Below are 12,599 nucleotides of genomic sequence, written 5' to 3' on the forward strand. Positions count from 1 at the left end.
TGGAGCGACACACGAGGTTCGAACTCGTGACCTCAACCTTGGCAAGGTTGCGCTCTACCAGCTGAGCTAGTGTCGCATTCACAACGTTTCCGTCGTTTAGGGCTGCGAATTATAAGAGCATTTTCTTTTGATGCAAGCCCTACATTCAAAAAAATCAAAAAAATTGTCAGTTTGATGAAAAAAGAAACAAAAGCCACCATATTCGTTCATCCCTTAATCAATTCAATCATTAAGGTTGATTCTAAAAGACTCAAAATTCATAGATACCCGTATTCTCCAGCACCTTGGAAAGACAATACGGGAAGAATTGGGAAGTACTTATATGCTAAATACTTGCTTGCGATAAAACTGAAGTTCAGCGATGGACTCACGAATATCATCCAAAGCAAGGTGACTACCTGTTTTGGAAAATTGTGTTAGCACCTCTGGCTGCCAACGACGTGTCAGCTCCTTAATGGTACTGACATCGATATAGCGGTAGTGGAAGTATGCTTCAAGCTCTGGCATGAATTCATAAAGAAAACGACGATCCTGACCAACACTGTTACCGCAGATTGGTGATTTACCAGCAGGTACCCATTGTTTTAAGAACTCAATGGTTTGATCGATGGCTTGCTGCTCTGTCACTGTGCTCTGTTTAACGCGAGCCACTAAACCACTGCCTGTATGAGTGGTTGTGCACCATTCATCCATTTTCGCAAGCTCTTCTTCAGGTTGATGAATAGCGAGAACGGGTCCTTCAGCGAGAATATTGAGCTCACTATCGGTAACAATGGTAGCGATTTCAATGATCTTATGGGTTTCAGGGTCTAACCCTGTCATCTCGAGATCGATCCAAATTAAGTTTTGATCGCTGAACGACATAGATGAATTGCCTATTTTGTTGATAAAAGAGGTATCATACCCACCTATTTTGGAATTCCAACCAAAGAAGTTGATAATCCGTGGCAAAAAAGAAAAAGCTCACAAAAGGTCAAGTACGACGCGTTCGTCATAACCAAAAAAAGCGATTGACCCAAGAAGAAACCATCCAATGGGAAGAGTCTATGTTGGGATCAGCCAAGTCAGGGCTGGTCATCACTCGTTTTGGTCAACACGCCGACATTGAAGACAGTGAATCTGGAAACGTTCACCGCTGCAATCTCAGACGTGGTATTGAAAGTTTAGTCTCTGGAGACAAAGTTATCTGGCGATCTGGTCATGAATCTATGGCAGGCATCGCGGGTGTGGTTGAAGCCGTCGAGCCGAGAACCTCTATTTTGACCCGTCCTGACTACTATGACGGCTTAAAACCTGTCGCAGCGAACATAGACCAAATGGTGATCGTATCCTCTGTATTACCTGAACTTTCTCTTAATATTATTGACCGCTACCTTGTTGCTTCCGAGACATTGAATATTGAACCTTTAATCGTCTTGAATAAAATCGACTTGCTTGACAGCGCGCAGCGCGAAACCTACAGCGAATGGTTAACGGCATACGAGAAAATTGGCTACAAAGTTCTGTTGGTCAGTAAGGAATCCGGAGAAGGGATTGAAGAACTGCAAGTCGAACTTAAAGATAGAATTAACATCTTTGTGGGACAATCTGGTGTCGGAAAATCCAGCTTAGTCAACGCATTAATGCCAGAAGTTGATGCTGAAGAAGGCGCCGTTTCGGAAAACTCGGGATTGGGGCAACACACAACGACCACCGCGAGACTGTACCACTTCCCTAAAGGGGGCGACCTTATCGACTCTCCTGGAGTCCGTGAATTTGGTCTTTGGCACTTAGAAGCAGAAGAGGTTACGGAAGCTTTTGTCGAATTTCGACCGTTCTTAGGTGGCTGTAAATTTCGCGATTGTAAACACAATGATGACCCTGGATGTATTATTCGTGAAGCGGTCGAACGCGGAGAGATCAGCAGTGTTCGTTTTGAAAACTACCACCGCATTATTGAGAGCATGGGCGAGAACAAAGCCAACAGGCAGTACTCACGCAATAAAAAAGCCGATTTGTAATCATAAGACTCCCACTTGGCGATATTTGCCACAAATTTGTGGCAAATCGTAAACCCTTATTGTAAAGAAGCTGACAACAGAAGTGAGATTCAGTAACATCTCGCGCCGACTTGTAGAACAAATTGGAATCAATTGTGTTAGATAAAATTAAAGTGAGTCTCCAGTACTGGATTCCACAACATGGATTAACGCGCCTTGTCGGTAAACTGGCGAGCGCAAAAGCAGGCAGCCTAACCACAGCCGTAATTCGTTGGTTTATCAAGCAATACAACGTCAACATGGACGAAGCTTTGCATTCGGACCCTGCTTATTTCAAAACTTTCAACGAGTTTTTCGTACGTGAGCTAAAAGAAGGGGCTCGCCCTCTTGCGGAAGGTGATTCCGTCATTTCGCACCCAGCCGATGCCTGTGTAAGCCAATTCGGTCCAATTGAAGATGGTCAGCTTATTCAAGCAAAAGGTCACAACTATTCGGCGCAAGAGTTGCTAGGTGGCAGTGAAGCCTTAGCTAAAGAGTTTGTTGATGGCGAATTTGCAACGCTTTATCTATCTCCGCGTGACTACCACAGGGTACATATGCCTTGTGACGGCACACTGCGTAAAATGATTTATGTGCCAGGCGATTTGTTTTCAGTAAACCCATTAACAGCGGAAAACGTTCCTAACTTATTCGCTCGCAACGAACGTGTTGTTTGTATCTTCGATACTGAATTTGGTCCGATGGCACAAGTGTTGGTTGGCGCAACCATTGTTGGCAGCATAGAGCTGATATGGGCGGGCACTGTCACTCCACCTCGTGGTAACACTGTTTACACTTGGGATTACCCAGCAGAAGGCAATAAATCTGTTGTACTGAAAAAGGGTGAGGAAATGGGTCGCTTTAAGCTTGGCTCAACCGTTATCAACCTATTCGCGAAAGACAGCATCAAGTTCGATGACAGTATGAAGCTAAACGCTCTAACGATGATGGGTACACCTTACGCGCATCAATCGAAAGACTAACTGCACCGTATACTCAAATAAAGATACCCCGATGAAGGCAGGTTAAAACCTGCCTTTTTTGATAAAAAACAAACTTCTATTCAATAGCCACGCGCACCTTTCCAAATTACCGATACGATCTAAGTACGCCACCGAATCTTAATTTATTCTGCCTCTAGGTTAAGGCTTCAACGAGATAGATTATGGTAAAAAGCAACTCCTCGGTCTGGTTTAAACTCGCTTTCAGTTTCGCTATTCCCGTTATTGTCCTTCTTGTTCCTACCGATTCCATTCCTATCGATAATCTCACGTTGGTCCAGCATCGTTTACTCACGATATTCTTGCTTGCGGCATTGCTTTGGGTTTTGGAGCCTGTCCCTGTTTTCGCAACGTCAATCCTCATCATTGCACTTCAACTCGTGATGATTTCAGATAAAGGGTTACATCCATTTCGAATCGCCCCCGAACATCATGAGCTAGGGGAACTTCTCACGTATACCGATATTTTTAGTGCGTTCTCTTCACCCATTATCATTTTGTTTATGGGGGGATTTGCTCTAGCGATTGCCGCCGCAAAATACGATCTAGACAACAATTTAGCCCGAGTCCTCCTGAAACCCTTTGGCCACCAGCCTAGATTCATCATGTTAGGTCTTATGCTGATAACCGCCGTGTTTTCCATGTTTATGTCGAACACCGCAACGACAGTAATGATGCTTGCCCTACTTGGTCCGATTGTGGCTTCAGCTCCAAAAGGAGACACAGGCATCAAAGCCTTGGTGCTTTGCATTCCTATTGCCGCAAATACGGGAGGTATTGCCACACCAATAGGTACACCACCCAACGCTATCGCTTTACAGTATCTAACTGGTGAGCACAGTATTGATTTTCTATCTTGGATGATGATGGGGCTGCCATTTGTCTTTATTCAACTGACCATCGCTTGGCTACTTCTGCAAAAGCTTTTTCCTGCCTCTCAAAAAAGTATGACACTCAAACTCAGTGGCACTTTTAAGCGAGGTTGGCGAGCCATTACAGTTTACATAACCTTTGCACTCACCATTGTGTTGTGGATGACGACGAAATTTCACGGCATGAATACGTATGTGGTTTCCATCATTCCGCTCACGGTATTCACCCTCACCGGAATTATGGGAAAAGCAGAGCTCAAGCAAATCAATTGGGACGTGTTATGGCTGGTTGCAGGTGGCATAGCGATTGGTATCGGGCTGGACAAAACGGGGTTAGCCAGCGCTCTGGCTCATGCTATCGATTATGAATCGCTATCGCCAATTGCCGTCGTACTCACACTGTCTGTCGTGTGCTGGCTGATGGCCAACTTTATGTCGAACACCGCGACCGCTAACCTTTTGATGCCCATTGCTGCTGCGATTGGAGCATCGATGCCTTCACTGGCAAGTATTGGGGGTTTGCAATCACTGCTCGTCGTTGTGGCTTTTTCGGCATCCTTAGGCATGATTTTGCCCGTTTCCACTCCACCGAATTCTCTAGCGTACTCCACAGGGCTAATAGACAGCAAAGATATGGCAAAAACTGGCGTTATCATGGGCATAATTGGGCTTGGAATCGTATACTCTGCGATGTGGATATTTTACTGATCTGACGGAGCCCAAACATGATCATCATTGCCCATCGTGGTGCACGAGCGACCCACCCTGAAAACACCTTGTCTGCTTTTCAATCAGCCCTTGATGGTGGTGCATCTGCGATAGAGCTGGATATCCACGAACACGATGGTGAACTATGGGTTATCCACGACAAATGGCTTAATCGGACGACTAATGGCATAGGGTTACTCAAGTGGTTTGACCGTGATGCATTAAGCAAACTTGATGCGGGCAATGGCGAGGGGATCCCAACATTAAAGCAGGTGCTCGCTCTTGTAAAAGGTCAATGTGCTTTGAATATTGAGCTCAAGGGGATCTCGGATCTGTCTTTACTCTATTATCATATCGATCTCGCAACGGAGCAGTTCCAATTCTCGAATCACCAGTTAATTGTTTCTTCTTTTAACCATGACTGGCTTGCCGAAATACAGCGAACTAAACCAAGCGTGCTCATTGGCGCTTTAACTAGCTCAAAGGGTCTCGATAAAGCTGAGTTTGCTGAAAACCTGAACGCAGTATCGATAAACATTAGCCTTGATGTGATGGATGAAAACTATGTCAAAGACGCGAAACAACGTGGACTTTCTGTTTATGTTTATACCGTTAATCAACTTGAAGACTGGCAATGGCTGAGTGAAATCGGAGTAGATGGCGTATTCTGTGATTGCCCAAATAAAGCAATAGAACACTTCCCACAACCCCAAAAATTTCACTGGAAATAAAGCTAGTTGTTGCCCAGTAATTCAGGCATAGTGAGTTTTTTATAACCACCTGATTTTCAAACGCGATGTCATACGAATGGCTTGCTTTAGCAGCCGCTTTTCTCTGGGCAATTTCCAGCATTATATCTGTTACACCCGCGAGACATTTAGGTTCCTTTTCCTACAGCCGGTGGCGGATGGGTTGTACTTCCATCATTCTCATTATTATGGCGCTATTTACCGGTGGTTGGGCAACCATCACCAGTGAACACATTTTACCTATGGCGCTGTCTGGGCTAGTGGGAATATTCATTGGGGATACCGCTCTGTTCGCGTGTATGAACCGTATGGGACCTAGACAAGCAGGCTTGCTTTTTTCTTGCCATGCCGTGTTTTCAGCCATTCTGGGGTACTGGATATTCAGCGAAACATTAAGCGGAACTGAACTATTCGGATCGGTACTGGTATTTTCCGGTGTAATGGCCGCCATTTTCTTTGGAAAGAAAAAACAAGGTCAGCACGAGTGGGAAGTAATACAAGGCAGTGTCGCCATTGGGCTCGCGTTAGGATTGCTCGCAGCGATTTGTCAGGCTTTAGGTGGGGTCATTGCAAAACCCGTCATGCAGGGCAACATCGACCCCGTTGCTGCGTCAGCCATTCGGATGATTACCGCATTTCTTGCGCATTGTGCTTTTAGAATGACCGGAGCCAAACTGTCTCGCCCGATTAAACCCATCAATTTACGCATCCTTTGGATATGCGCCATTAATGGTTTTTTAGCAATGGCGGTTGGTATGACACTGATTCTTTATGCCCTGCGAGACGGCAATGTCGGCATGGTCGCATTACTCTCTTCAACCACACCAATCATGGTATTGCCTTTGCTGTGGATTTACACACGACAACGCCCAAACCCCTATGCCTGGATAGGCGCAATCTTAGCGGTAATAGGGACGGGGATTCTTGTTACTTAACGGGTCCTCTAGCTAAAAATAAAACAAAAAAATCAAACGCTATTGAGAACCATTTGCATTAAAAATATTTTAGGGATATATTGTCTAAGTCTGTGGAACGAGAGTACGACTCAATCCCGACCTTGAATCCTAAATACCTTTGGTGATGAGGTATCGAAGCTTCCTACTTCGAGAAACATTACTGCATCAACAAGTTAAGATACTTGTTTCAACGTAAGTGCTGCTTATCGAATTGTTGATGCCAAATACATTGTGATAAACAAAAACCACCGCTTAGGTGGTTTTTGTTTATTTGTACTCGCCCAGCCGCAATTCGTGCTCTCTCTAGCCGAACTCAAGCTCTTGGAAACGAAAACGCTGTGACGCGATCAATATGCTCTTCGCCCAGTGCTAACATAACCAAACGGTCGATCCCCAGCGCAACACCAGCACACTGTGGCAACCCTGCTTTTAAGGCCTCGATTAGATGATAATCAATGGGCTGCTCGCTCAAACCCATGCCGATTCGCTGCTGATTGTCTTGTTCAAATCGCGATAACTGCTCGGAGGGGTTATCCAGTTCATGGAACCCATTCGCGAGTTCAATCCCCTTGAAATAGACTTCAAATCGATCCGCTACTCTCGGGTCTTGTTGATTGATTTTTGCTAGTGCTGCTTGGGAGGCAGGAAAATCATACACAAATACAGGGGCATCCTGCCCTATCTTGTTTTCAACGCCAACACTAAACAACAGCTGTAATAACGTGTCTCTGTCTTCTTCTGATTGCGCAATATCGCTTAAGCCCAATTCGCCTGCTGCTCGCTTTAAGATGTCCATGGAATCTTCCAGTGGGCACACCCCTAACACCGACAAAAAAGCATTTTGATAGGTCATGCGATCCGCTTTCTCGCAAGCAAGGGTAAGTTGAAGTAGCTCATCCATTTCATCCATCAAATCATGATGATTAAATCCAATTCGATACCACTCCAACATAGTAAATTCGGGATTGTGAAATCGCCCGTTTTCTTCATTTCGAAACGACTTACAAATCTGATAGATCGAGCCACTGCCTGCGGCAAGCAGACGTTTCATGTGAAACTCAGGGCTGGTCATTAAATAGAGAGAACGCCCGTCAGCATAGTCTGGTCCCACAAATTGGGTTTGGAAGGTATGTAGGTGAATATCCGTTACCGTAGCGTGGCTCATCGCGGGAGTATCGACTTCCAATACATCGTTGCGTTGAAAAAACGCACGTATCTTTCCAATCAATTCCGCGCGTTGCTTCAACTGCGTAATATCAGCGGTCGGTTGCCAGTTAATGATGGACATACAATCTCTCTTTGGGTGTTTAAGCGCCTTATTTTAGCCGTGCTCCTCTTTCTCTTCCAGCGGCGATTCTTCTTCCACCACTATTATTGTTCACATTGGACGTCAGTGACTAAAATCACACATTTTAGAAATTTTATGCTCTTGTTTGCATTACCGAAGCAAAAACCTAAATGAATCAATTTTTCCGTATTTGAGCTCTTTTAATATACCTACAGGAATCAAGGTTTTTTAGGATTAATGGATTCAACAGAATCCGGCAGGGACGGCTCGCTAAACGTGCGCTGTCGTTTTTGCATTTGTCGTTACTAACCGGAGGTAACTGTGCAGACTATAACCACAGATATCGCAGTCATCGGCGCTGGCGGCGCTGGTCTTCGCACTGCAATCGCTGCTGCTGAAGCAAACCCAGAATTAGACATCGCTCTTATTTCTAAAGTCTACCCCATGCGCTCTCATACCGTTGCTGCAGAAGGGGGATCCGCAGCCGTTATCAAAGATGAGGACAGCCTCGACAACCACTTCAACGATACCGTTGGTGGTGGAGACTGGTTGTGTGAACAAGATGTGGTGGAATACTTCGTAGAAAACGCCACTCGCGAAATGATTCAAATGGAACAATGGGGCTGCCCTTGGAGCCGCAAAGAAAACGGCGAAGTGAACGTTCGCCGATTTGGTGGCATGAAAGTGGAGCGCACCTGGTTTGCGGCAGATAAAACGGGCTTTCACATGCTTCACACCCTGTTCCAAACCTCGATAAAATACTCCAACATTCATCGGTTTGATGAGTATTTTGTGGTCGACTTGCTGGTCAACGACGGTGAAATTCAGGGGGTGATTGCCATTCACATGTCAGAGGGTGAACTCGTTGTCATCAAAGCCAAATCCGTGGTTCTCGCAACGGGGGGAGCTGGACGCGTTTATCACTGCAATACCAATGGCGGCATTGTGACTGGCGATGGAATGGCGATGGCATACCGCCACGGTGTACCACTCCGCGATATGGAATTTGTGCAATACCATCCAACAGGATTACCGGGAACCGGTATTTTAATGACCGAGGGTTGCCGTGGTGAAGGCGGTATTATCGTCAATAAAAACGGCTACCGATATTTGCAAGATTACGGCATGGGGCCGGAAACGCCTGTTGGTCAACCCAAAAACAAATACATGGAGCTAGGTCCAAGAGATAAAGTTTCCCAAGCTTTCTGGCACGAGCAACAAAAAGGCAACACCATTAAACATCCTTTGGGTGATGTGGTTCACCTCGATCTTCGCCACCTTGGAGAAGAGTATCTGCATGAGCGCTTGCCTTTCATTTGCGAACTGGCCAAAGCGTACGTAAATGTCGACCCAGCCAAAGAACCTATTCCAATTAGACCAACAGTGCATTACACCATGGGTGGTATAGAAACGGATAAAGGTTGTGAAACTCGCATTAAAGGTTTATTTGCCGTCGGTGAATGCGCATCGGTTGGGTTGCACGGCGCGAACAGGCTGGGTTCCAACTCTCTGGCTGAATTTGTGGTCTTCGGACGAGTCGCAGGTGAAAACGCCGCGAAGCATACCGAAGAATTCACTGGGTGGAACGACGACGCTATCGCTTCTCAAATCCAGGATGTAGAAGCTCGAATTCAAGCATTGCTGAATCAAGAAGGTGATGAAAACTGGGCGGATATTCGCACAGAAATGGGTCATACCATGGAAGCGGGTTGCGGTATTTATCGTCAAGAAGATCTGATGCAAGCCACCATTGAAAAAATCACCGAGCTCAAAGCGCGATATAAGCGCATCAGCATTAAAGATAAAGGAAAGGTATTCAATACGGATTTGTTGTATGCCATTGAGGTCGGCTATGGGTTAGAAGTTGCGGAAACCATGGTGCATTCAGCCATATTGCGCAAAGAATCCCGTGGGGCTCATCAACGTTTAGATGATGGCTATACCGATAGAGATGACAAGCAGTTCTTGAAGCATTCACTTGCTTTTTATCAGCCCGATGCTGCACCCACCATCGATTACAGCGAAGTAAGAATCACCAAGTCACAGCCTAAGGCACGTTTATACGGAGAAGCCGCAGAAAAAGCCGCTGCCGCTGAAGCCGCCAAATCCGCAGAGGAGAAAGCATGATGTCAGCCACTCGTATTCAAAAAGTCGACATTCTGCGTTATGACCCTGAAAAAGACGCAGAGCCTCACTTCCAGACATTTGACGTCCCATTCGATGAAACCATGTCGGTACTCGATGCTTTAGGCTACGTGAAAGATCATTTGGACAAAGAGTTGTCTTACCGTTGGTCATGTCGAATGGCGATTTGTGGCTCATGTGGGATCATGGTCAATGGGGTGCCCAAACTGGCTTGTAAAAGCTTCCTACGAGATTACCCCGACGGTGTGAAAATCGAGCCTTTGGCAAATTTCCCTATCGAAAAAGATCTAATCGTGGATATGACCCCATTCATCGAGCGTCTCGAAGCCATCAAACCCTACATTATCGGTAACGATCGTAAGCCGGAAGATGGAACAAACATCCAAACCCCAGAGCAAATGGCAAAGTATAAGCAGTTTGCTGGCTGCATCAATTGCGGGCTCTGCTACGCGGCCTGCCCTCAATTTGGTCTTAACCCAGAATTCATGGGGCCTGCAGCATTAACACTGGCGCATCGCTACAACCTCGACAGCCGCGATCACGGTAAAGCAGAGCGTATGGGCTTGATAAATGGTCAGAATGGCGCGTGGGGATGTACCTTTGTGGGCTACTGTTCCGATGTTTGCCCTAAAAATGTCGACCCAGCAGCAGCGGTAAACCAAGGCAAAGTAGCATCGTCTATGGATTTTGTTATCGCCATGCTGAAGCCACAAGATGAACAGGTAAAGGAGGCATAACCATGAGTAACCGCAAACCTTACGTTCGTGAAATCAAGCGTACGTGGTGGAAAGACCATCCCTTCTACCGATTCTATATGCTTCGTGAGGCAACAGTACTTCCGTTGGTGCTTTTTACTTTATTCCTCACTTTTGGTTTGGGTGCCTTAGTGAAAGGACCAGAAGCTTGGCAAAGCTGGCTAGCCTTCATGGCAAACCCGATTGTTGTTGCCATAAACGTCGTTGCTCTGGCAGGTAGCCTGCTTCACGCTCAGACGTTTTTCAGCATGATGCCACAAGTGATGCCTATTCGTTTGAAAGGAAAACTCATTGAGAAGAAACTCATTGTAATAAGCCAATGGGCGGCAGTGGCGGTGATTTCTCTGGTTGTACTCATCGTGGTGTAAGGAGCATAAAATGAAACCTAATTATTCAGTAAACAAAACGCCTCAACGCTCCGACGAACCGATTTGGTGGGGGCTATTTGGTGCAGGGGGAACGTGGTTTGCCATGATTACCCCAATTACTATCTTAATCCTCGGCGTGTTGGTTCCACTGGGGATTATCGATGTACAAGCTCTCAGTTACGAGCGTGTTTCTGAGTTTGCGACCTCACTCATTGGTGCTCTATTCATCATTGGTACGCTTTCTTTACCTATGTGGCATGCGATGCATCGAATTCACCACGGAATGCACGATTTGAAATTCCATACTGGTGTTGTTGGGAAAATTGCGTGCTATGCATTTTCTGGTCTTATAACGGCACTTTCTATTGTATTTATCTTTATGATTTAAGCTGAAAAAGAAAGGGAGGTTAGCTCCCTTTCTTTTCCTACAGCAGAAGTTTCTATCACCTTGCTTACAAATATGTACAATTTTCACTCTATAAATTTACTCACTTACTCACTATAATCCCGCCGCTTATCGCTTAAAGCCATCTATCGCTTATTGTTGGACATGGATACATCCAGTTTTCACCACCAGCAAATTGAGCCCAATAAGAAATCATGGAAGAGCATAAATAAAGACTGGTGATTGCCAGAGCTTTGACACATTAACCATGGCCGAAATAGCCCGTTCTCGGGATAAGAGGTTCTGGTTCTCATTGGAACCGAAGCACAACTCGCTTCATTTTAAATAGTAAGTGTAATGTTCAAACCATCTGTTTTTCTGACTGTAATATGTACTTGGATGCTCTCTGGCTGCCAAATTGATCCTAATACCGTTAATCATGAATTGGGTCAGCCAGCGCTCACCAAAACTACCGTTCATGTTTACTCTAAGATTGAGCACTGCCAAACGGTCGCAGATATCCCTAACTGCGATTTTAAGAAGGGTATTTATGTATTAGCTATCGACCCAACGGTCACGAAAGAACAACATCAACGAGTCGTTGATCAAGCTGAAAATTTTGTCCATTGGTCGAACCAAGATGTTCATAACCAATTCAATAATAAGACTATTGTTGTAGGTCTTTTGGCAAGCAATCCAACAAGCGCATCCGATCAAGATCCGTTTGCCGTCGCATTGGCATCCGCTACCCAGCAAGTACACGCAATAGAGTGGATTTATACCCAGAATGGTGAAGATGAAACGTTGCGACTTACGGCTTACCAAAAACTCATGCAGATGTTTGACTATTATGTGGATGGAAACAGCCATACTTTGGTGGGCAGTGAGCTCAACGATGCCTACCAAGATTTTAAAAACAAGTTGAACATCTACAAACAAACAGCAAAACAACAAAGTTTTGAGGCACTCCACCTCAATGAGTGCCTGCATGGGAACGGACAACTCAACGCTGATCGTGCTTTTGGTACTCCAACACCTTGCAAGAAAGACGGAACCATCCACGCTGGAGGCACCGTCAATCCATTGCATGAGAAAACACACAGCAACTTAAATGCCGGTGTTTTACTCGGGCTATTGTACGAATACAAAGTAGATTCAACTCGAAATGCAGGCGGTGGTGAGCTTATTGGCAGCCAAGGCTCCCCTTTTATCAATAAAGGCGACATTGCATCTGGGCTCTATCCGTCAGATGGCCCAAATATGTACTTAACATGGGCGAACCCAGCGTTTAAGCCCTTGAATGATTACTTAAATACGTACTTCTTCTCAAACAAGTAATCCAATGACGCTCTAG

Annotated in this window: 12 protein-coding genes and 1 tRNA gene; 10 read left to right on the forward strand and 3 right to left on the reverse strand. The window is 45.5% G+C overall.

Annotation, left to right across the window (positions count from 1 at the left end; genetic code table 11):
• Together Q8W40_RS24710 and orn are read right to left on the reverse strand one after the other, a co-directional pair.
• A tRNA-Gly gene (locus tag Q8W40_RS24710) sits at positions 1 to 76 on the reverse strand.
• A gap of 242 nt (positions 77 to 318) precedes the next feature.
• Entirely contained in the window at positions 319 to 864 is a 546-nt protein-coding gene (gene orn / locus Q8W40_RS24715) for an oligoribonuclease (RefSeq protein WP_305401051.1), read from the reverse strand.
• A gap of 80 nt (positions 865 to 944) precedes the next feature.
• Here orn and rsgA point away from each other — a divergent pair, with 80 nt between their 5' ends.
• The 5 genes from rsgA (at position 945) to Q8W40_RS24740 (ending at position 6,283) form a co-directional block, all read left to right on the forward strand.
• Positions 945 to 2,000, forward strand: a complete 1,056-nt coding sequence (rsgA, locus tag Q8W40_RS24720) for a small ribosomal subunit biogenesis GTPase RsgA (RefSeq protein WP_305401052.1) — start codon at positions 945 to 947, stop codon at positions 1,998 to 2,000.
• A gap of 134 nt (positions 2,001 to 2,134) precedes the next feature.
• Positions 2,135 to 3,001, forward strand: a complete 867-nt coding sequence (asd, locus tag Q8W40_RS24725) for an archaetidylserine decarboxylase (RefSeq protein WP_305401053.1) — start codon at positions 2,135 to 2,137, stop codon at positions 2,999 to 3,001.
• Between the two features lie 182 nt (positions 3,002 to 3,183).
• Positions 3,184 to 4,599, forward strand: a complete 1,416-nt coding sequence (locus Q8W40_RS24730; protein WP_305401054.1) for an SLC13 family permease — start codon at positions 3,184 to 3,186, stop codon at positions 4,597 to 4,599.
• Positions 4,600 to 4,616: 17 nt separating this feature from the next.
• Positions 4,617 to 5,330 (forward strand): glycerophosphodiester phosphodiesterase, encoded by a 714-nt coding sequence (locus Q8W40_RS24735; protein ID WP_305401056.1) that lies wholly within the window; start codon positions 4,617 to 4,619, stop codon positions 5,328 to 5,330.
• Positions 5,331 to 5,395: 65 nt separating this feature from the next.
• Positions 5,396 to 6,283 carry a DMT family transporter gene (locus Q8W40_RS24740; RefSeq protein WP_305401057.1) on the forward strand — a complete coding sequence of 296 codons (888 nt, stop codon included), beginning with the start codon at positions 5,396 to 5,398 and terminating at the stop codon, positions 6,281 to 6,283.
• A 334-nt stretch (positions 6,284 to 6,617) separates the two neighbouring features.
• Here the strand turns inward: Q8W40_RS24740 and epmA are convergent, their stop codons facing one another.
• Complete coding sequence (gene epmA / locus Q8W40_RS24745; RefSeq protein WP_305401058.1) at positions 6,618 to 7,592, reverse strand: elongation factor P--(R)-beta-lysine ligase; 975 nt, start codon at positions 7,590 to 7,592, stop codon at positions 6,618 to 6,620.
• 321 nt (positions 7,593 to 7,913) lie between these two features.
• Between epmA and frdA the strand changes: the two genes are divergently transcribed.
• The 5 genes from frdA (at position 7,914) to Q8W40_RS24770 (ending at position 12,583) form a co-directional block, all read left to right on the forward strand.
• A complete protein-coding gene (frdA, locus tag Q8W40_RS24750; RefSeq protein WP_305401059.1) occupies positions 7,914 to 9,719 on the forward strand; it encodes a fumarate reductase (quinol) flavoprotein subunit in 1,806 nt (601 codons plus the stop codon).
• On the forward strand, positions 9,719 to 10,474 hold the full coding sequence (locus tag Q8W40_RS24755) for a succinate dehydrogenase/fumarate reductase iron-sulfur subunit (RefSeq protein WP_101111265.1): 756 nt from the start codon (positions 9,719 to 9,721) through the stop codon (positions 10,472 to 10,474). The genes frdA and Q8W40_RS24755 overlap by 1 nt, the downstream gene beginning before the upstream one ends.
• Positions 10,475 to 10,476: 2 nt before the next feature.
• On the forward strand, positions 10,477 to 10,860 hold the full coding sequence (gene frdC, locus Q8W40_RS24760) for a fumarate reductase subunit FrdC (protein WP_305401060.1): 384 nt from the start codon (positions 10,477 to 10,479) through the stop codon (positions 10,858 to 10,860).
• Between the two features lie 10 nt (positions 10,861 to 10,870).
• Positions 10,871 to 11,248 (forward strand): fumarate reductase subunit FrdD, encoded by a 378-nt coding sequence (gene frdD / locus Q8W40_RS24765; protein ID WP_101111236.1) that lies wholly within the window; start codon positions 10,871 to 10,873, stop codon positions 11,246 to 11,248.
• A gap of 354 nt (positions 11,249 to 11,602) precedes the next feature.
• Positions 11,603 to 12,583, forward strand: a complete 981-nt coding sequence (locus tag Q8W40_RS24770) for a hypothetical protein (RefSeq protein WP_305401061.1) — start codon at positions 11,603 to 11,605, stop codon at positions 12,581 to 12,583.
• Positions 12,584 to 12,599 lie beyond the last annotated feature (16 nt).

It is taken from the genome of Vibrio penaeicida, from assembly GCF_030689305.1.
GTDB classification, from domain to species: domain Bacteria; phylum Pseudomonadota; class Gammaproteobacteria; order Enterobacterales; family Vibrionaceae; genus Vibrio; species Vibrio penaeicida_B.

What these genes read in the sequence shown, in the direction of transcription:
- frdD (WP_101111236.1), top strand. Translation starts at nt 10,871, where the DNA reads ATGAAACCTAATTATTCAGTAAACAAAACGCCTCAACGCTCCGACGAA.
- epmA (WP_305401058.1), bottom strand. Translation starts at nt 7,592, where the DNA reads ATGTCCATCATTAACTGGCAACCGACCGCTGATATTACGCAGTTGAAG.
- Q8W40_RS24770 (WP_305401061.1), top strand. Translation starts at nt 11,603, where the DNA reads ATGTTCAAACCATCTGTTTTTCTGACTGTAATATGTACTTGGATGCTC.
- Q8W40_RS24730 (WP_305401054.1), top strand. Translation starts at nt 3,184, where the DNA reads ATGGTAAAAAGCAACTCCTCGGTCTGGTTTAAACTCGCTTTCAGTTTC.
- Q8W40_RS24740 (WP_305401057.1), top strand. Translation starts at nt 5,396, where the DNA reads ATGTCATACGAATGGCTTGCTTTAGCAGCCGCTTTTCTCTGGGCAATT.
- frdC (WP_305401060.1), top strand. Translation starts at nt 10,477, where the DNA reads ATGAGTAACCGCAAACCTTACGTTCGTGAAATCAAGCGTACGTGGTGG.
- Q8W40_RS24755 (WP_101111265.1), top strand. Translation starts at nt 9,719, where the DNA reads ATGTCAGCCACTCGTATTCAAAAAGTCGACATTCTGCGTTATGACCCT.
- Q8W40_RS24735 (WP_305401056.1), top strand. Translation starts at nt 4,617, where the DNA reads ATGATCATCATTGCCCATCGTGGTGCACGAGCGACCCACCCTGAAAAC.
- orn (WP_305401051.1), bottom strand. Translation starts at nt 864, where the DNA reads ATGTCGTTCAGCGATCAAAACTTAATTTGGATCGATCTCGAGATGACA.